Below are 20,303 nucleotides of genomic sequence, written 5' to 3'. Positions count from 1 at the left end.
CACTAAGTTGCGTCGGGACGCGAGGGCATTTTGCATCTGTGGCACAAAGAAGAGTCCCAAAGATGAGTCCTAAGCCTCAACGTCATGGGTTCGCAGCCAGGCAACAGATGCAATCCAAGCTCCGATGACGAGGCAGATAGAAACAGCCATCATAAACGCGATACCGCGCACATCAGGAGTGTCATCTGCACCGAAGGCGGTACTGCCGAGCGAAATCGTCGACGTAACCATAGCCGGTGGCAGCAGCATCGGGATGAGCCGAATACCCCTGTAGAGAATTCCAACTGAGGCAATCGCGCCCACAAGTGAAATCGCCACGGGCGTGGCAAAGCTGCGAAAGATCATCGAGAAAAAGGACTGCCAGGCCCCGACTGCGAACGCCGGGATGATTGCTAGGAACAGCGCGCTCAAGTTGAGAGGCGGAATCTCTCCCTGTATTCCTAAGCCGCGTCCAATGCCTAAGGCCAGCGCGATGAACACCGCCTGCATTAGCGCGATGAGGACCATGATGGAGAAAAACTTGGCCGCGACTACTTCTCCCGCCGAGCGCGGTGAGGTCATAATAGTGTTCCAATTGTGGTTGCGGTGTTCTAGGCGCCAGGCAGCTGCAGCGATGATGGCCACTCCCACAGTCATAAAGATTAGGCCGTAGAACAGCGTTGCTTGGGAAAGATAGCTTGCCCATCCGGCATTAAGTACCGCCAAGTTGGCGTGATAATTCGCGGCACCAATGCCGACTGCTATAGACGGCACGAGGAAGATGACAGTCCATACGTAGGAGCGTCGAAATTTCAGCAGGTCGATAGCAAACATGAACTTATTCCTCCTGGGAGTCAAGCGTGCGACAAAGCACGGTGAAGATGACGGTTACAACGGCGATGAACAGTACCCATGGAATCCACAGTGGTTCGATGCTCACTAGGCCTTCGGGGCGGAAGGTAAATGGGGCCAAGACTGCGTAGTAACCGAAGGGATTAATGAGCGTGACCGCGGTTGGGGAAAGCATTCCTGCCACACCGAGGAAGCCGCCTACTACCCCAGTGCTGAGCACCACGAGCTGGGATTCCACGCGTGCTGCCTGCCATAAGAAAATCGCCATCAGTGCGCACGAGGTTCCATATAGACCAGCTGCTGTGAGAACCCATGTGCCGGGTGAATCAATCGACTGTGCCCCAAAGAGGAATGGATTGGTCAAGACCGCGAGCAATTCAACTACCTTTACTGCGGCTAGGACAAGGGCTAAAGCTGCGAACTTCGCGCGGAGCAGACCACCGCGGCGGTACCCGGCGATGGAATTAAGCCGCCAGCCGCCGTGGAGATGCTCTACATCGGCTGCGCGGCTGGCTAGCAATGCCACCTGCACCGGAGTGAGGAAGGCCGTCACCGTGATGTAGCCAAGGAGGTATCCGCCCCATTGACTATGTGGATCTTGCTGAAATTGTTCGGCGGTGTGCTCACTCACCAGATTCATACTGGAAAAGGCAACGATGGCGAGCGTGACGGCAAGGGCAAGCGGCAGCATCCGGGTATGCCGCATCTTGGCATATTCAGTCTGCAGCATCATTGCAAGCCACCTCGTCCCGTAATCGAAATGAAGATCTCTTCGAGACTGCGGTGCGTTCTTAGTACCTGGTAGATGGGCACGCCGTGGTTGACGAGCTGCTCGCAAGCCCCCGCGACGTCGCGCTCGCTTAAGTTCGGGACCCGAATGCCGCCTTCTACAAAGCGCACTGAGATACCCGCGAGTGCTTGCGCCGCTTCCTTGGGGTTCGGGGTTTCGATATAGACTTCAGGCGGCTGGGAATGGAAAAGCTCCTGCTTTGTACCTTGGAAGAGCAACTGCCCGCGATTGATAATGGTCAGCTCACTAGCCATCTTTTCGATTTCCGAGAGAAGGTGGCTCGAAACCAATACCGTTCGCCCCTCATCGGCAGCGAGGCTGACGATGAGATTGCGAATCTCTTCGATACCGGCAGGGTCAAGGCCGTTCGTTGGTTCATCAAGGATCAGAAGCTGCGGGTTACGAATCATAGCCATTGCGATGCCGAGGCGCTGTTTCATGCCCAAGGAATAGTTCGCTACTTGCTTGTCCAGCTGCTTTTCCAGCCGCACGAGGTGCACTGCGCGATCCACGTCTTCTGCTTCAGCGCGTAGAAGCCGCGCAGCGATGCGCAGGTTCTCTCGCCCGGTGAGGTGCAAATAGGCCGAAGGCTGCTCGATGAGCGAGCCGGTGCGGGCCAAGGCCCGGCTGCGCGTCTTAGGCCCAAAAGGCTCGCCGAACAAACTGATGCTTCCCTCGGTCGGCTTTGCCAGACCCAAAAGCATTTTCATGGCCGTGGACTTGCCCGAACCATTCGGCCCCAACAATCCGTGAACGACACCGTGGCCGATTGCCATATCAAGGCCGTCGACGGCCTTGAATCGCTTATATTCCTTGGTCAAACCCTGAGTTTCGACAACATATTCTGTGCTCATAACTCAATCGTTGCCCGGCGCGCCTACGCCGCACATCGCCGCGAGGCACGATTTTGCGAGTCATACTGGGGTATTAGGAGCTCAGCAGGTCAGCACGGGAGACAACTCCTGTGCGATAGGCGAAAAGGGCTGCGTGTACACGGTCCCTAGAACTAGTCTTGGCGAGCACTCGTCCAACGTGCGTCTTGACGGTCGGCATAGAGATGAACATCCGCTCACTTATCTCTGTGTTTGACCATCCCATCCCGATTGCTTCAAGGATTTCTTGTTCACGGGCAGTCAGCGATTCAAGTACCCGACGGTCTGTGCCGCTAATACTCAGTGTGTCCGTGGAGTCATCCCGCATACTGTGGACAAGGCGCTTAGTGGCGCGGGGTGAGATTACCGCGTCTCCGCGATAGACAGTGCGCAACGCGCTTAGTAGCTCCTCTGGCTCTGCGTCTTTGAGCACGAAGCCACTCGCTCCTGCTCGCAGCCCGGCTACTACATAGTCTTCGTCATCGAAGGTTGTCAGAATGATGACCTTCGTCTCCGGAAGAGAGGATGCGATCTCAGCAGTGGCGCTAATTCCATCGCGGACGGGCATCTGTACATCCATGAGCACCACATCAGCAGGCGTGGCCGCGCATTGGGTCAGCGCATCTTCGCCATCGTTTGCTTGCCAGATAACATCCATGTCTGGCTGCGAACTAATGATCTGGGCAATCCCGTGCAGGAAGAGAACCTGGTCATCTACCAATCCGACTTTCATTGCTTACTTCCCCCTTACGGTGGGTAACTCTGCCTCTACTATCCATGTGCCAGCATCACTGCGCTGTTGGAAGGTGCCTCCAACCAATTCCGCTCGTTCCTTCATGCCATCAATGCCATGTCCCTCGCCTCGGGCATCACCCGTATATCCATTGCGCACCTCAAGGCGGACGATACCTTCAAGCCATTCGACTAGTACGTCTGCTTGCCCGCCACCATGTTTGTTTGCATTGGTCAAAGCCTCTTGGACAATTCGGTACAGACTTAGTGACGTCGCGGCGGAAAGTTCTTCAGGTGGCGTTCCTGTGCAGCGATATCCCACAGCAATGCCGGCGCTTCTAACGCTGTTAATGAGTTCTGAAAGATCACCGTATCCCACCATCGGTTGAGTGCTGCGCTTTTCCCCTGTGCGCAGCAAGCCCACGACTCCCCGCATTTCCCTCAAAGAGGTCCTTCCCACGCGGGAAATAGACTTCAAAGCTGCTTCTTGCGCTTCCCTGTCTTTGGTGTAGAGCGCCCCATCGGCCTGGGCAACTATGACCGATAGCGAGTGCGTGACGACGTCATGGATCTCACGTGCGATAAACGCCCGTTGTTCCGTCGAGCTTTTCTCGAATTCCAGGCGTTGTTTCTCTAAAGCACGCGAAATCTCCCGTGTGCGTTCTTTCTCTGCTCTCCTACGCAGTTCACCCACAAGCATGCATACCGCAAGGACCAGTAGGCTCCAGCCCACGAGGAAAAGGCGCCGCCCAATATCCTGTGCTGCTTCCTGTACCGTTTGGCTCACCCAAAATACGCCGACAAAGTCCGCAGCAAGCATCCCTAAAGTCATTATTCGCCGTAGGGGCTCTTCCAGCCTGCGGCGAATAATGTAAGCGACCTGCCCCGCAAGGAATATGATGCCTACGGTGAGTTCCACCTGGAACAGGCTGGCGAAGAGCACCACTGATGCAACGAAGACCACCAGGCGTGGCCACCGCCTGCTAATAATTGGCACTAGCACAACCAAGGCGATAATCAGGTAGTCAAAGAGCGGCCGGGACATCAGGTCCCTACCGATGAGAGACGCCGCTCCGCATAAAAGTGACACCGCCAGGTCACGAATCATTCGCCTATCAGAAAAGACTTCCACGCCTCTACGCTATCCGGTTCGACGAGTTAAGTAGTCATGCCTGAGTACGATTTCGTCGGCCATTCTTTATCCAAGGCCGGGCCCAAATAGAACTCATTCTCCACAATTTCAGGCAGCCGAAGATAGGAAATCTGCGCCCCAAAGTAATGTCTTGGGATACCGTGACGAGAGCAAGATTGCAGAACAGCCTGAGTCGAAATCCTCGCCGCCCGCCCCGGCGCGGTGACACACACCCTAGAAGTCACCGGACCCGTCGGACAACAGGTCACCGCCCAGTGGGTCGAGTTCCCCGCGCGACGCCTCACCGTCATCGAGATGGCCTCCTGCGCAGGCCTCTCCCTCGTGCCGCAGGACCTGCGCGACCCCGGCGCGACCACCACCTACGGCGTGGGCGAGCTCCTCCGCCACCTCCTCGACCGCGATATCGAGACCATCATCGTCGGCTGCGGGGACTCGGGCACCTCGGACGGCGGCGCCGGCGCGCTCGCCGCGCTGGGCGTGACAACCGAGGACGAACACGGAAACGAACTCGCACCCGGCGGCGCAAACCTCCGCCACGCACGCAGTCTTGACACCGACGAGCTGTACCCGCGCCTGAACGACGTCGACATCATCCTCGCCTGCAATATCCTCAACGTGCTCACCGGTAAGCGCGGCGTCGCCCGTGTCTTCGGCCCGCAGAAGGAGGCGACTCCCCAACAAGTCGAGGAGCTTGAAGCAGGCCTGGAGAACTTCGCCCGACTGCTCCACGACCATTTCCAGCCAGCGGCGAACATTGTGACGGGGCCGGGCACGGGGTATTGGGATGCTTGGGCGCGGGGCTCATGGCCCTCGGCGCGCAGGCGCGCAACCGCTTCTAGGTCCTGCTCGATGAGGAGTTGGATGAGCTGCTCACGCGGGCGGACGTCGTCATCACCGCCGAGGGCGCCATTGACTTCCAGACCCCGCGCGGCAAGGTCCCCGCGGAAATCGCGCGCCGCTGCCAGGACTCCGGCGTCCCGGTTCTCGCGCTCGCCGGTTCCCTCGGCCACGGCGCGCCCGCGGTCCATGACTGCGGCATTGCCGCCATCCAGCGCATCATGACAGTGCCCATGGAGCTTTCCGATGCCGTCTCCCAAGGCCATCCCTTCCTCGTCGCCGCGGAGCGCGCCATGCACATGCTCCAGCTTGGCTCCGCCGTCGCCGGCCGCACGGAGGCCAAGCTCCGCGAGCGCTACCACGCGCCCGTCACCGCCCTTCCCGCGGCCTAACCGCCGCCACTCCCCTCCTCATTTCCGAAGCTCAACGCCCATTAATTTAGATGAAGATCCTCTCATGTTGGCTTCATCGCCCTTTCATGACCGGTCCCCATACTGGATCATGACCGCGAAGGTCACCCCACAACACCACAACACACAGCACCGGCCCGCACCGGGGGCCGGGACTGGGAAAGGACACCTCATGCACTCCACTCCGACCTCCAAGACCGCAACCACCACCCGCCGCCTGCGCAACGGCGTCCTTGCCGCCGCTGTCGTGGCTTTAGGCACCGCCGGCGCTGACGATGCCCCCGAGCCAACTCCCGCGGCCACTTCCCCAGCCGACCTCGACGACGACCGTGATGACTGGGGCGATCTGGACGATGACCGCGACGACTGGGATGACCGAGATGACAACGACGATGACGAGGATGACGGCGATGACGATGACGACGACGACCGCTTCGAAGACTAAGACATCCGACCCCGCGCGGTAGCCCGCCGCGCCCACCATCCTCCTAGCCGCGCACATTCGCTTGCGCGGCTTCCGCGTTCCTATCCCCCCCAATGCCTGCGACCCCGTCGCTCCCCGCGGCGGGGTCGGAGCTGTTTCCACCCCCCGTCAGAGTGCCCCCCTTGCTGGAACCGGTGGTGAGGAAATAGGGTGGATTCAACAAATTGTAAACGTTTACATCAATCGTTTGCACACCACAGGGCGAAGCGGGGTGACCATCATGGCAGCAGAACACGGCCGTCCCACCCTCAAGGACGTGGCCCAGCGCGCCGGTGTCTCCATCGCCACCGCCTCCCGCGCCATGGCGAACAACCCCGCGGTGGCCACCACCACCCGCACGCGCATCCAGGCCCTGGCCGCGGAGATGGGATATCTCCCCAACGCCCAGGCCCGGGCCCTGCAGAGCTCACGCAGCAACACCATCGGGATAGTGGTGCCCAGCCTGATCAACCCCTATTTCGCCACCATGGTCTCCGCCGTGCAGAACGCAGCCGAGGGTGCCGGTCTGGCCACCATCATCACCGACACCGATGAGCGCCCGGAGACCATGGCCGCCTCCCTGGCCTTCCTTGCCAGCCACGGGGTGGACGGCATCATCTGCGTGCCCGATGAAGCCTGCGCGGACCAACTGAACAACCTGCACGCCCAGGGCATGCCCTTGGTCCTCATCGACCGAGAACTCACCGGATCCCCCATCCCCACCGTCATCTCCGATCCGCAACCCGGCATGGACGCCGCGGTATCGCTGCTGGTGGAGCACCATGCCCTGCCGATCGGTTACCTCTCCGGGCCGCTGAGCACCTCCACGGGACGTGCCCGCCTGGAAGCCTTCCAGCAGGCTTGCCGGAACAACGAACGGGAACCGCAGCTGGTCTTCCATGGTGGGTTCGAACAGGAGCAGGGCTATCAGGGTGCCACCCACCTACTCAACCACGGGGCCCGCGCACTGGTCGCCGGGGACACCATGATGACCATCGGGGTGCTCCAGGCCTGCCACCGGGCGGGCCTGAGTATCGGCGAGGGCATCAGCGTGATCGGTTTCGACAACCAACCCGTCTTCGCCCTGCAACCACGGCCCCTGACGGTCATCGACCAGCAGGTGGACGTCATGGCCCGGCAGGCCTTCACCGTCCTGCACGGGCTGCTGACAGGCACCAAACCTACCGAATCCACCCAGACGCACCTTGTCACACCCACTATCCTGATCCAGGGTGATTCCCTCATGAAAGGCCCACAAGCATGACTGACATACCCGGTTCACCCGGTTCCATTGTTGTTGTCGGATCCATCAACGCGGATCTGACCACCACGGTCCACCGCCACCCCCACCCCGGTGAGACCCTCCTCGGCGGCGGTGGTGAGATCAGTGCCGGCGGCAAGGGCGCCAATCAGGCCGTGGCCGCCGCCCAGCTCGGTGCGGAGGTCCACATGGTCGGTGCGGTGGGTTCCGATACCATGGCTGACTCCGCCCTGGTGCACATGCGTGCCTCCGGCGCTGACATGTCCGCAGTCCACACCGTCGACGGCCCCACCGGTCTGGCCGTGATCACGGTGGCCGATGACGGTGAGAACACCATCATCGTCGTGCCCGGCGCGAATGCCAGCATGGACGCCGGCTATGTGGACCGGCATGCCCGGCTCATTGAACAGGCCGGCATCGTCCTGCTGCAGGGTGAGATCCCCGCCGATGGTTTTAACCGCGCGGTGGACCTGGCGCAGGGTCGGGTGGTGATCAACCTCGCGCCTGTGGTCCCGGTCGGCCATGAGCAGCTCCGTCAGGCGAATCCCCTCCTGGTCAATGAGCACGAGGGTGCCCTCGTGCTGGAGATGCTCGGTGCACCCACCCCCGAAACCGATCCGTCCACCCTGGTGGCAGCCCTGCTGGGTCAGGGTTTCCCCACCGTGGTCATGACCCTCGGTGCCGATGGCGCCCTAGTCGGTGACGCCGAGGGCCTCACCGCGATCCCGACCCCCACCGTTGAGGCGGTGGACACCACCGGCAGTGGCGATGCGTTCGCGGGTGCGCTCGTCGCAAAGCTCGCCGACGGCCACTCCCTGGTGGAGGCCGCCCGCTTCGCCGCCCGCGTCGGTGCGTTCGCCGCCACCCGCCGCGGCACGCAGGCCTCCTACCCCACGCTTGTCGACGACCTACCCACAGTCACCGCTTAACTCCCCCACCGAAACGAGAGTAACCATGTCAACCATCATCGAACCGAGGAAAGCCCCGGCCGCTGCGATCATCCCGCTGATGATCGCCCTGCTGGTGGCGGTGTTCGCCTTCCAGCTCAATGCCTCCATGCTCGCTCCGGCCCTGGCCACCATGGAGGTCGAACTGAATGCGACCCCCGCCCAGATCGGTATGACCCAGACCGCGTTCTTCACCGCGGCCGCCCTGTTCTCCCTCTTCCTGCCGCGCTGGGGTGACCTCATCGGCCGCCGCAAGGTGCTGATCGGCATGATGATCGTCACCGGCATCGGCTGTCTCGTCGCGGCACTCGCCCCCAATGTCACCGTGTTGTTCCTGGGACGTCTGATCCAGGGTGTGGCCGGTCCCACCGTGCCGCTGTGTCTGATCATCCTGCGCCAGCATGTGCCCAATGAGAAGCAGTACGCACTACTGCTGGGTGTAATCACCTCCATCAACGGTGGTATCGGTGGCGTCGACGCGATCGCCGGTGGCTGGCTGGCGGAACACTTCGGCTTCCGGTCCATCTTCTGGGTCATGGCCGTGTTCTGCGTGGCGGCCGCCCTGGCCCTGTCCTTCGGTGTGAAGGAATCCACCGCCGAGACCACCCCGAAGATGGACTGGCTCGGTGTGCTGCCGCTCGCCGTGTCCATCGGTGCCCTGCTGACCGCCTTCAACGAGGCCGGCAAGCTTGCCGACGCCAACTGGTTCCTCGTCATCGCCCTGTTCGCAATCGGCATCATCGGCATCGTCGCCTTCTACAACATTGAAAAGCGTGTTAAGAACCCCCTGGTCAGCATCGAGTACCTCGGCCAGCGCCGCACCTGGGCGCTGCTGCTGACCACCCTGTTGACCATGACCGGTGTGTTCGCCATCATGAACGGTCTGCTGCCCAACCTCGCGCAGGACGCCACCCATGGTGCGGGCATGTCCGCCGGTGTGGTCTCCTGGTGGACCTTGACCCCGTATGCCCTGGCCGGCCTGGTCTTCGGGCCCGTCGCCGGTATTCTCGCCGGCAAATTCGGCTACAAGATCGTCCTGCAGATCGGTATCGCCGCCACCATCATCGGTGTCGCCGGTGCCACCTTCCTCGTGGGCAGCACCTCCAACCTGGCGTACCTGGGGATCTCCACCTTCGTGGGTATCACCTACGCCGGTATCGCCAACATCATGCTCAACGGACTCGGTGTGGTGCTCTCCCCCGCCGACAACCAGGGGTACCTGCCGGGTATGAACGCCGGCGCCTTCAACCTCGGTGCGGGTATCTCCTTTGCCATCCTCTTCGCGGTGTCCACCAGCTTCGGGGACAGCAACGGTGGGTACGCCGCCGGTATGTGGGCCGGTGTGATCATCCTGGCGCTGGCGTTCCTGTGCTCCCTGCTCATCCCACGCCCGGAATCCATCACCGATACCGTGGCGGCCAGAAACCTGGCTGCCAATGCCACCGACACCACCGATACCGCCCCGTGGGCAACTAACCCCGCACTTTGAGAATTAGGAGTTTCACCATGACCACCAAGATCATCCTCGACTGTGATCCCGGACACGATGACGCCGTCGCCATGCTGCTCGCCCACGGCAACCCGGACATCGAGCTACTCGGTATCACCACCGTCGGCGGCAACCAGACCCTGGCCAAGGTCACCCACAACGCCCGTGTCGTGGCCACCATCGCAGGCATGGACACCCCGATCTACCCGGGCGTGACCCGCCCGCTGGTCCGCCCCATCGAGGTCGCCGAGGACATCCACGGCGACACCGGCATGGAGATCCACAACTATGACCTCCCCGAGCCGACCGTAGGCGTTGAGGACACCCACGCGGTGGACTTCATCATCGACACGGTGATGAACAACGAACCGGGCACCGTCGCCCTGGTTCCCACCGGCCCGCTGACCAACATCGCGCTGGCGGTGCGCAAGGAACCCCGCATCGCCGAACGCGTCAAGGAGGTCGTCCTCATGGGTGGCGGCTACCACGTCGGCAACTGGACCGCCGTCGCGGAATTCAACATCAAGATCGACCCGGAGGCCGCCCACATCGTCTTCAACGAGTCCTGGCCCCTGACCATGGTCGGTCTGGATCTCACCCACCAGGCGCTGGCCACCCCGGAGGTGGAGGAAAAACTCGCCGCACTGGGCACCGCGACGGGCGACTTCGTCGTCGCACTTTTCGACGCCTTCCGCAAGAACTACCAAGACGCCCAGGGATTCGACAACCCACCCGTCCACGACCCCTGCGCCGTGGCCTACCTCATCGACCCCACCGTGTTCACCACCCGCAAGGCACCACTGGATGTGGAACTGTCCGGCGCGCTGACCACCGGCATGACCGTCGCCGATTTCCGCGCCCCCGCCCCGGCGAACTGCACCACCCAGGTGGCGGTTGATCTGGACTTCGATAAGCTCTGGACCATGGTCGTCGATGCGGTGAAGCGCATCGGTTAGGAACTCAACGCACAAGGGGGACGTGAATGTCCCATTACGTTGTTAGTAGTTCCACCCCAGGGCACCGAAGATTCATAGCCCGTCCATCCCAGTGGGCGGGCTATGTTTATGTCCGTTCCCGCCGTCCGAAAGGACAGTGGAACTAGTCGCTGGCTTCGGCATGGCTTATTCCTGTCCCTGTTAAGAAAATGATCCGGGGGGGTGATGCCGCCGAAGACAGTGACATACTCAAACAGCTCAATAGGAACCTGACCCGGCCCAGGCGGCACGAGGTCTCACAGTAATGTGGATGCCAGCGCAAGTATGTCCGACCACCCCAGCGATGAAGCGTAAATAATCCAACTTTCTACTCATCGCTAGGAAGCACAGACTCATGGCCTATGGCTTCGTCATTGGCATGGACGTCGGCAAATTCCTGGCCAGCTACGCCGACGCCTCAACGTCCTGTTCGCAATGATGCGCAGCGGAGAGCTCTACAGAGACAGCCCCACAGCCCGGGAGGCCGCAGCGGCCTAGCCCCTACAAGCCCCGAAGCCGATTGTGCAGGAAGCCCTGCTCTGGAGCGTCATCGCGTACTGCTCGGGCAACGCGCTGTTCACCGTGGTCATGGGCAACGCCTTCGCCGCGTTCCCCATCATGACCGCTGCCATCGGCTGGCCCGTCCTCGTTGAGAACTTCAACGGAAACCCCGCCGCCATTTTCGCATTTGGCATGATGGCTGGCTTCTGCGGCACTCTGTGTACTCCGATGGCCGCAAACATCAACATCGTCCCGGCTGCTCTGCTGCAGATGAAGAACAAGTACGGCCCGATCATCGCGCAGATCCCCACCGCCATCATCATGCTGGTGGCCATCACAATCATGATGCGAGTATTCGCATTCTAAAGGACTCCGGTTAAAACTCTTCCAGCTGAGGAGAATAGAAAACAATTAACATTGCGGAATGAAGTCGATTTTTATCTCCGGCGGCTGCGGCGGCTTCGGTCTCGCCGTAGCCCGCGTATTCCGCAATGAAGGCTACATCGTTGGATTGGGCGATCTTCGCCCACCAGCCGACGAATCCTTGCTCTGCGACGGCATCACCTTCTACGAGCTCGATGTCACCAAACCAGAGTCCTGGGACGCTGCCCTATCTGAGTTCACCAAGCTCACCGGCGGCAGGCTCGACATCCTCGACAACAACGCCGGCATCATCGACTCCGCCACCATCGCGGAAAGCGAACCCGCACGCATCCGCGCCGTCATCGACGTCAACGCACTAGGCGTCACCCTCGGCGCACGCGCTGCTTACCCCTATCTGAAAAAGACTCCCGGCTCGCAGCTGATCAACATCGCCTCCATCGCCGGTTGCTACGGCATCCCCGACGTCGGCGTCTACGCCGCCACCAAGGCCTACGTCCAGTCCATGACCGAAACCCTCGACCTCGAGTGGCGCCGCGACAAGATCCGCGTGCTCGACATCAACCCCCTATGGGCAAAGACACCCATCTCCGACGTCAAGTCCAAGACGGTCACACGCCTCGGCGTAAACCTCACGCCAGACGACGTTGCGCAAGCCATCTGGCGCGCCGCCAACCCCGAGAACCGCTGGGACAAAGGCCGTCTCCACTGGGGCGTCGGCGCCCAAGACAAAGCAGCCCGCGTAGCCCGCAACATGGTGCCCGACCGCGTAGCCAAGCTCATCTACCAGGTGCTCTCGACCTAGCCGTCGAGTCCTTCCGCGATGGCGTCAGCAATCTTATCGATGACCTCTTTGTCCGCAGACTGACCGCTAACCGTTACTGTGTCGCCCTGGGCGGCGCCCAAGGACATCAGCATCATGGCGGAATCGGCATCAGCTCGGTCGTCATCGAATGCAATGACAATGTCGCCCGCTGCCTCCGCGGCCATCTCAGCTACCTTCGCTGCAGGGCGTGCATGGAGACCAGCAGCATCAGCCACAGTTGCCGACCGCGAGTATGCATCGCCGTCTGCGACGTCTGCCGTGCCTTCCGCCACTTGCTTTGGCACGAACACCTCGATGGCGCGCTCGGCAGCAACAGCAACTGCGTCAAGGTCATCACCTTGCTGTGCCGCGGTAGCCGCAGCGATAGCGGCCTCCACGAGCGGCGCGTCCACGAACTTTACCGGCTCATCGTCGAGGAACTCCAACACCGACTCAACGGTCATCGTTGCCGAGCCCAAGTCGGTGAGAACGACAACTGCGAGGCCTTCACCGAGCAGGTCATTAATAGCTGACTCGATGAGGTCATACGAGGTTCCGATTTCACCGGACGCCAGACCACCCGCGCCTGCGATACGCACGTCAGCTGCCATCTGCCCAGCCAGCTCAGCAAGGCCTTCGGCCAGCTTTGCGGAATGCGACACCAGGACCAGGCCCACTTTCGGTTCTGCCATGCCCTAGCCCTCCTTTACAGCGGCGGCTGCCGCCGCCGCTGCTGCAGCGATAAACAGCGCGGTCGAAGCAGCACCTGGATCCTTGTGGCCAGCAGAGCGCTCGCCCAAGTAGGAAGCACGGCCCTTGGTGGCAACGAGTGGAATGGTTGCCTCGGCGCCTTCGGCTGCGGCATTGGCTGCCGCGCGCAGAACGTCGGCAACTCCCGCCCCGGCATCAGCCTGCTCGCGGGCAGCACGCGCCGCCGGCGCCCACGCATCAACCATGGTTTTCTCCCCTTCGGCGGCCTTACCACGGGTGGTGATGCCCTCGAGTGCAGCCTCGATAAGTGCAGCAACACCAGCGCTATCGAGTTCGTCGGAGCCGACTGACTTAGCAGCGCGCAGGAATGCAGTTCCCAAAAGCGGACCAGATGCACCGCCGACGGTGGACATCAGAGTCTTGGCCGTCAGCTTCAGCACATCCACGATGCTTGCGGGAGCATCTGCTTCAAGCTTCTCAACGACAGCACGGAAACCACGGTCCACGTTTTCGCCATGGTCGCTATCGCCGATGACGCGGTCAAGCTCAATGAGCTCCTCGCGGTGCTCGTGGGCCTGCTCCGCGCAGCCCTTCATCCAAGCCAGGGCCCATTCGGTGTTCAAAGTTTCAACAGAAGTCACTTTATTCTCCTTGGCGTAGTGCGGCGGTATGGCAGGGGGCGTCGAACAGCGCGATGTCTTCATCATCAGCGCGCATAACGGTCACGGAACATCCCGCCATGTCCAGGCTGGTGACGAAGTTGCCCACGAGGGAGCGCTCGATGCTTACGCCGGCTTTCTCCAGCAGCTGTGCCACCCGGCGATAGACCACGTAGAGCTCCGATGCCGGGGTGGCACCCATGCCGTTGACTACGACGATGGTGCGCTCGCCTTCTGCCAACTTCAGGTCGGCAAGAATCGGCTCCATGAGATGATCAGTGACATCGTCCGCGGAGACCAACGGAATCTCCTTACGACCAGGCTCACCGTGGATACCGACGCCGAGCTCAACCTCATCATCTGCGAGGTCGAAGGAAGGCTTGCCCACGTGCGGCACAGTGCAAGAACTCAGTGCTGCACCCATGGTCGCAGTGTTCTCCACGACCTTCTTCGCCACTGCCGTGACAGCAGCTAGATCATCGCCGCGCTCAGCCGCGGCGCCCGCAAGCTTTTCGACGAGCAGCGTGCCCGCCACACCGCGACGGCCCGCAGTGAAAGTGGAGTCTTCCACCGCGACGTCATCATCAACGATGACCTGGCTGACCTCAATGTCATCAAACTCAGCCAGCTCAGCGGCGGTATCGAAATTGAGGACATCGCCGGTGTAGTTCTTCACGATGTAGAGCACGCCAGCGCCAGAATTAACCTCATCGGTCGCCGCCTGGATCGCATCCGGCGTCGGCGACGTAAACACCGCGCCTGGCACCGCCGCATCCAACATGCCGTGGCCCACGAAGCCTGCGTGGAGCGGCTCATGGCCTGAGCCACCACCAGAGACAATCGCAACCTTGCCCTCGTTCTTCTTCTGCGCACGCGCCACAAACAGCGGCTCCGTAAAGCGCTTGACGATGTCGCCGTGTGCCAGCGCGAAGCCGTCTACAGACTCCGCCACTACGTTTTCCGGTGAGTTGATGAGCTTTTTCATCACGAATCTCCTTGGGATGTCGAATTAACCCAATTTTCACTGGTAATAACAGTGCCGAGCCTACACGCGGATCCGCATAGATGAACGCAGCCCCACTGCCGCAGATACATGGATAGACTCTAGTGTCATGAATGCCTCCATGCCCGGCCTTGCGGCCTTCCTGCACGGTTCAAGCCCCATCGATCTACTTCAGTGGGTCTCTGCGATCCTGTCCCTGGATGACGATTTCTCGCAAAAGCCTGCCGAGTTCTTTGAAGCCATGTGGGATAACCCCGCCCCAGAGACGACCGCGGTACTCTGGGCCGCCGCCCTGCTGGATGAAGATAAAGAGCGCGTAAAGCTCCATCGCGCTGAGCTCGCCCGGCGCGATGACTTACCGCAGGAACCGACCTGGCTTGCTCACCTTGAGCAAGCCCGCGTAGTCAACGTCATCGAGGCTACGCAGTACTACGGGGATGTCCATTACTACACTCTCGAGCTATCCGTCCCGCACTCTGCGCCCCTGACAGTGAATGTCTCCATTGACCTAGCAGGCGGCAATGGCTCGATTTATGACTGTTTCCTCACCGAGGCCAATGCACAGCAGGTTATGGAGATCATGTCCAAGGATGAGTCGATGGAGAGCTTCGGCCCTACGAGCCAGGAGGGCCTGGCCGATTTCCTCAGCAACGCCATCTGGCTAGATGAGATCACAGTCGACGACGGCCCTGGTGAAAGCTGGCCTACCACCCGTCCGCTGCTGCGCTGGGTGCTCTCGCTACTAGATAATGTCCCGGCTACTGTCTCCAGTCCCGGTATCATCGGCCGCCGTATTCGTCTTGAAGAAAGCGATAATTCCGAAGCTGAAGAAACATTGGCCGCCTTCCTGGATGCCGTTCCGCTTAAGAAGGAGGAGGCCGATGCTGCCGAGACGCTACTCAGCATCACAACCAATTACACCATGGCCGACCTCTACCACTGGTCCCCACTGCGTGTGGAAATGGCTCTGACCCTCGTAGCCCGTAAAGTCATGGCCAGTGACTCATTCCTCCGGTGCTTCCCACGCGTCCTCACCAAGTTCGTCACCTGGACTGGCGAGGTCTCAGGACGCCCCGCCCACATCCAAAGGCAGCTCGACTCAGCACTAAAGGAAGAAGGAAAGCGCTTCCGAAAGGAACTTGAAGCACAATTCGACTTCGACTCCTATGACTACGGCCCAGATGCCATCGGCCTCGGCCCTGGCATGCCCGTCCCCGAGACCTCCCGCTTCGACGCACAGCTCGACGATTCCCCTCTCCCCTCCGAGGACACCAAACTCAGCGCCCTAGCCCCAGACGTTATCGCTGGTGTAAAGCAATGGGACGCACGTATCACCGAGTGGTTTAACGATCACCCAGAGGTCGATCCGGAACTGCTGACATCCACTCGACGTCTCCTGAGCGCCCTAGCCCACGACAAACCGAAGCAATTTAGCTCGACCAACGCCACAGTGGAGCGCAGCGTCGCCGCACTTCTAATCGCGGTCTCCGAGATCAACGCCGTGCCATTCGTAGTCGCCCAGATCCAACGTGACTTCGATTTACGCACCAGCCCCCGCTCGCGTGCCGATACCCTCCACAACTATCTTTACGATGCCGCTATCCACTCCGGCCGCCCCTTGAGCGACTACCTCATCTCTCACACACGGCGAAGCATGATGAGGAATGGAGGGCTCTACTAGTGGCTTAAGTCATCCACCCCGGCTGCACAACATCGCCACCATTCGAAAGTGGAGAACTCATGTGTAGTCCATAATGGACACCATGTCTGCTTTCGGTGAAGTCCTAACCCAGCTCCGTGAAAATCAGCCTCAAGGCTCGTACGGCATTAAGTTCGAGAAATTAATGGTCAACTACTTCCGAACCGATCCCGTCCTCCAGGATCAGTTCTCGGAAGTCAGCCGGTGGAGCGATTGGGAGTTTAACGGCGGTAAGCAAGACACCGGCATCGACCTGGTTGCCCGGCGCGCCGATGACGACGCGTGGGTTGCCATCCAGTGCAAGTTCTACAAGCCGGATACCTATATTCAGAAGCGTCACCTCGATTCCTTCTTTGAGGCATCCGGACACTCGTTTACTACAGACAAGGGCACAGAATCCTTCGCACAGCGGATCATCATCTCTACATCGGAGCGATGGTCAAAGAATGCTGAAGCGATGCTGGAGCACCAGCTCATCCCGACCAACCGTATCGGCACGGCAGCGATTGCAGAATCCCCTATCAACTGGGATGTGACCTTCCCGGGTTCTGAGATCGAAATTAACCTCACCCGGCGCGAGGTTTTCTCCCCGCGTCCACACCAGCAAGAAGCGATCTCGAAGGCTATCGCAGGCTTTGAAACACACGACCGTGGAAAGCTCATCATGGCGTGCGGTACGGGAAAGACGTTTACCGCCCTGCGTCTGGCGGAGCAGTATGCGGAAAACAACGGCGGGCGTGCCCGCGTCCTCTTCCTCGTTCCCTCCATCTCCTTGCTCTCGCAGACGTTAAAAGAATGGACCGCACAGAACCAGGAGCACCTGCCTCTGAAGTCCTACGCAGTATGTTCGGATACGAAGGTCTCCAAGAAGGCTGAAGACATTGCCTCCTATGACTTGGAGGTTCCGGTCTCTACCAACGGCAAGAACATTGCCGAGCGCACCGCGCAGGGCAAGCGTCGTGCCGGTATCAACGTCATCTTCTCCACGTACCAGTCCATCGAGGCCATTCACGAGGCCCAAGCGGAGTACGGCATGGATGACTTCGATCTCGTGATCTGCGACGAGGCCCACCGCACCACCGGCGTCACCCTCGTCGGCGAAGACGCCTCCAACTTCGTGAAGATTCACGACGAAAAATACATCAAGGCCAGCAAGCGTCTCTACATGACCGCGACTCCCCGCCTGTTCGATGACAACGTAAAGGGCAAGGCCGAGGAACATTCCGCGGAGCTTGCCTCCATGGATGACGAGGCCATCTACGGTCCAGAGTTCTACCGCCTCGGCTTCGGCGAGGCCGTGGACAAGGGTCTGCTCACCGACTACAAGGTCCTCGTCATGACGGTCGAGGAAGATATCGCCGCTGACGTCCTCGCCGCCAACCCCACCAACGAAATCAACCTCACCACTGCCTCTGCCATGATCGGCGCGTGGAACGGACTCGCGAAGCGTTCGGGTGCCGAGCAGGACACGAAGTCCGGCTTCGAGGCCAATGCACAACCCATGCTCCGCACCGTTGCCTTCGCCAAGGACATCAAGGCCTCGAAGACCATCCAGGAGACCTTCCCCACGCTCATTCGCCAGTACCAAGAGCAGCTCAAGGACCACGCGGCAACCAACGACGTCAGCCTGCTCAACATCGATCTCCAAGTAGCCGTGGAGCACGTCGATGGCACCATGAACGCCCTCGAGCGCGGCAACAAGATCTCGTGGCTCGAGTCCTCCATCCCTGAGGACGAGACCCGCATCCTCACCAACGCACGCTGTCTGTCCGAGGGCGTGGACGTCCCTGCCCTCGATAGCGTCATCTTCTTCCACCCGCGCAATTCCATGGTGGACGTAGTCCAGTCCGTCGGCCGTGTCATGCGCAAAGCCGAGGGCAAGGACTACGGCTACATCATCCTGCCCGTCGCCATCCCACCGGGAGTCTCCCCGTCCCAGGCGCTCAACGACAACACGCGCTTCCGCGTGGTCTGGCAGATCCTCAACGCCCTGCGCGCCCACGATGACCGCTTCAACGCTAAGGTCAACTCAATTGCGCTCAACGAGAAGGTCGAGCTTCCCATCGACATCGAGAATGTGAAGAGGACAAAGCGAGACGAGGAGCAGAGCCTCGAAGAGAAGGCCAAGGACGCGCAGACAAAACTCAATGCTTCCGATGCCTCCCCAACCGGCCAGTCCGAAGCTTCCGGCGAGCAAGAACTCACCGCGGAGCAGATGACGCTGTTCTCCCTCGAGGCCTGGCAGGAAGCCATGTACGTCAAGCTGGTCGACAAGGTCGGTACGCGTACTTATTGGGAAGACTGGGCTGACGATGTCGCTACTATCGCCGAGGCTCAAATCGCCCGCATCAAGGCACTCATCAATGCCGCGGATGACACGATCCGCAAGGAATTTGAGGTCTTCATCGAGGGACTACGCGGTAACCTCAACGACTCCATCACCGAGGACGAAGCCATCAGCATGCTCTCGCAGCACCTGATCACTGCCCCGGTCTTCAACGCGCTGTTCACCGAGCACGACTTCGCCGCGCACAACCCAGTTGCCCGCGTCATGCAGCGCATGGTCGACGCGCTCTCGGATGCCAAGCTCGAGTCTGAGACCGAATCCCTCACCAAGTTCTACGAGTCCGTGCGCGTGCGCGCCTCCGAGGTCTCCTCCGCATCTGGCAAACAGCAAGTGATCAAAGACCTCTACGAACGATTCTTCCGCAAAGCCTTCAAGAAGCAGTCCGAGGCCCTCGGCATCGTCTACACTCCAGTCGAAATCGTCGACTTCATCCTCCGCTCCGCCGATCAAATCTCCCGCTGGCACTTCGGCAAGGGCCTTACCGACGAAGGCGTCCACATTCTCGACCCCTTCACCGGCACCGGCACCTTCATGGTCCGACTCCTCCAGTCCGGCCTCATCGAACCCGACGACCTCGTCCGCAAGTACGCAACCGAGCTCCACGCCACCGAGATCATGCTGCTCGCCTACTACGTCGCCGCCGTCAACATCGAGACCACCTACAACGCACTCCAGGCCGAACGCGCCCAACGCAATGGCGAACCCGAGCCCGAGTACGTCCCCTTCGACAGCATCGCACTTGCCGATACCTTCCAGATTCACGAAGAAGGCGACATCCTCGACCTCAAGGTGTTCAAAGAAAACAACGCCGCCATCCAACGGCAAATCGACGCTCCTATCAATATCATCATCGGTAACCCGCCCTACTCCGTAGGCCAGACGAGCGCGAACGATAACAACCAAAACCTCAAGTATCCAACGCTCGACAAGCGCATTGAGGAAACGTTCGTCGCCAATTCCACAGCAACGAATAAGAACTCCCTCTACGACTCCTATCTTCGTGCATTCCGCTGGTCCATAGACCGACTCGGTACCCACGGTGTCATGGCTTTTGTATCCAACGGCGGATGGATCGATGGCAACACCGCTGACGGAGTTCGATTGTCTCTTGACGATGAACTCAGCGACATTTACGTCTATAACCTTCGCGGCAACCAACGCACCGCCGGCGAGCAATCCCGCAAAGAAGGCGGCAAGGTATTCGGTTCCGGCAGCCGTAATACCGTTGCCATCATTATCGCCGTTAAGCGCGAAATCCCCGACGATGTATGTATCCACTATCGCGATATCGGTGACTACCTCAGTGCAGACGAAAAACTTGCGATTGTTGAACGCTCCACGCTCGATAATGTCGAGTGGCAGATTATTGACCCCAATATTTACGGTGACTGGCTCAATCAGCGTGACGAAGATTTCGAGACCTGGCCAGTTCTATCCG

At 60.3% G+C, this 20,303-nt stretch carries 18 protein-coding genes and 1 pseudogene; 11 read left to right on the top strand and 8 right to left on the bottom strand.

The genetic code is table 11. The annotated features are described in order from the left end of the window. Positions 1-69 precede the first annotated feature (69 nt). The 5 genes from HMPREF0308_RS04570 to HMPREF0308_RS04550 form a co-directional block, all read right to left on the bottom strand. Positions 70-813 (bottom strand): ABC transporter permease, encoded by a 744-nt coding sequence (locus HMPREF0308_RS04570; RefSeq protein ID WP_005529158.1) that lies wholly within the window; start codon positions 811-813, stop codon positions 70-72. A 4-nt stretch (positions 814-817) separates the two neighbouring features. Further along, positions 818-1,564: an ABC transporter permease gene (locus HMPREF0308_RS04565; protein WP_005529157.1), complete on the bottom strand. Its 747-nt coding sequence runs from the start codon at positions 1,562-1,564 to the stop codon at positions 818-820. Continuing rightward, on the bottom strand, positions 1,561-2,475 hold the full coding sequence (locus HMPREF0308_RS04560) for an ABC transporter ATP-binding protein (protein WP_005529156.1): 915 nt from the start codon (positions 2,473-2,475) through the stop codon (positions 1,561-1,563). Before HMPREF0308_RS04560 ends, HMPREF0308_RS04565 begins: the two co-directional genes overlap by 4 nt. Positions 2,476-2,548: 73 nt before the next feature. After that, a complete protein-coding gene (locus HMPREF0308_RS04555; protein ID WP_005529155.1) occupies positions 2,549-3,226 on the bottom strand; it encodes a response regulator in 678 nt (225 codons plus the stop codon). 3 nt (positions 3,227-3,229) lie between these two features. Beyond that, positions 3,230-4,333, bottom strand: a complete 1,104-nt coding sequence (locus tag HMPREF0308_RS04550) for a sensor histidine kinase (RefSeq protein WP_005529154.1) — start codon at positions 4,331-4,333, stop codon at positions 3,230-3,232. A 246-nt stretch (positions 4,334-4,579) separates the two neighbouring features. On the opposite strand from HMPREF0308_RS04550, the pseudogene HMPREF0308_RS14335 reads away from it, so the two are divergent. The 9 genes and pseudogenes from HMPREF0308_RS14335 to HMPREF0308_RS04510 all read left to right on the top strand — a co-directional run. After that, positions 4,580-5,095 (top strand): annotated as a pseudogene (locus HMPREF0308_RS14335) (glycerate kinase); the annotation flags it as partial. Positions 5,096-5,235: 140 nt separating this feature from the next. Beyond that, positions 5,236-5,607, top strand: coding sequence for a glycerate kinase (locus tag HMPREF0308_RS14330; protein ID WP_005529153.1), 372 nt, complete (start codon positions 5,236-5,238; stop codon positions 5,605-5,607). 190 nt (positions 5,608-5,797) lie between these two features. Next, the gene (locus HMPREF0308_RS04540; protein WP_034656999.1) at positions 5,798-6,070 is read left to right on the top strand and encodes a hypothetical protein; all 273 of its coding nucleotides are present in this window, start codon (positions 5,798-5,800) and stop codon (positions 6,068-6,070) included. Positions 6,071-6,329: 259 nt separating this feature from the next. Then, a complete protein-coding gene (uriR, locus tag HMPREF0308_RS04535) occupies positions 6,330-7,352 on the top strand; it encodes a transcriptional regulator UriR (protein WP_034656997.1) in 1,023 nt (340 codons plus the stop codon). Further along, entirely contained in the window at positions 7,349-8,278 is a 930-nt protein-coding gene (gene rbsK1 / locus HMPREF0308_RS04530) for a ribokinase RbsK1 (RefSeq protein WP_005529149.1), read from the top strand. Before uriR ends, rbsK1 begins: the two co-directional genes overlap by 4 nt. Positions 8,279-8,303: 25 nt before the next feature. Then, positions 8,304-9,785: a uridine transporter UriT gene (gene uriT, locus HMPREF0308_RS04525; RefSeq protein ID WP_005529147.1), complete on the top strand. Its 1,482-nt coding sequence runs from the start codon at positions 8,304-8,306 to the stop codon at positions 9,783-9,785. Between the two features lie 17 nt (positions 9,786-9,802). Further along, complete coding sequence (gene uriH, locus HMPREF0308_RS04520) at positions 9,803-10,741, top strand: uridine-preferring nucleoside hydrolase UriH (protein ID WP_005529145.1); 939 nt, start codon at positions 9,803-9,805, stop codon at positions 10,739-10,741. 540 nt (positions 10,742-11,281) lie between these two features. Continuing rightward, a complete protein-coding gene (locus tag HMPREF0308_RS04515) occupies positions 11,282-11,626 on the top strand; it encodes a 5-oxoproline transporter, DUF979 family subunit (RefSeq protein WP_005529143.1) in 345 nt (114 codons plus the stop codon). Between the two features lie 58 nt (positions 11,627-11,684). Next, positions 11,685-12,446, top strand: coding sequence for an SDR family oxidoreductase (locus tag HMPREF0308_RS04510; protein WP_005529142.1), 762 nt, complete (start codon positions 11,685-11,687; stop codon positions 12,444-12,446). On the opposite strand, the gene dhaM is transcribed toward HMPREF0308_RS04510, so the two are convergent. The 3 genes from dhaM to dhaK are packed head-to-tail and all read right to left on the bottom strand — an operon-like array spanning position 12,443 to position 14,801. Further along, entirely contained in the window at positions 12,443-13,138 is a 696-nt protein-coding gene (gene dhaM, locus HMPREF0308_RS04505; RefSeq protein ID WP_005529140.1) for a dihydroxyacetone kinase phosphoryl donor subunit DhaM, read from the bottom strand. The two genes, HMPREF0308_RS04510 and dhaM, sit on opposite strands and share 4 nt — an antisense overlap. Before the next feature lie 3 nt (positions 13,139-13,141). After that, positions 13,142-13,753, bottom strand: coding sequence for a dihydroxyacetone kinase subunit DhaL (gene dhaL, locus HMPREF0308_RS04500; RefSeq protein ID WP_005529138.1), 612 nt, complete (start codon positions 13,751-13,753; stop codon positions 13,142-13,144). A gap of 46 nt (positions 13,754-13,799) precedes the next feature. Continuing rightward, entirely contained in the window at positions 13,800-14,801 is a 1,002-nt protein-coding gene (dhaK, locus tag HMPREF0308_RS04495; RefSeq protein WP_005529136.1) for a dihydroxyacetone kinase subunit DhaK, read from the bottom strand. A gap of 127 nt (positions 14,802-14,928) precedes the next feature. Between dhaK and HMPREF0308_RS04490 the strand changes: the two genes are divergently transcribed. Beyond that, entirely contained in the window at positions 14,929-16,500 is a 1,572-nt protein-coding gene (locus tag HMPREF0308_RS04490; RefSeq protein ID WP_005529133.1) for a hypothetical protein, read from the top strand. Between the two features lie 82 nt (positions 16,501-16,582). After that, positions 16,583-20,303, top strand: a 3,721-nt coding sequence (locus tag HMPREF0308_RS04485; protein WP_080548612.1) for a restriction endonuclease, incomplete at its 3' end; no start/stop codon positions are given.

This window comes from Corynebacterium striatum ATCC 6940, assembly GCF_000159135.1.
Classification (GTDB): domain Bacteria; phylum Actinomycetota; class Actinomycetes; order Mycobacteriales; family Mycobacteriaceae; genus Corynebacterium; species Corynebacterium striatum.
This window is presented reverse-complemented; position numbering and strand designations above follow the sequence as displayed.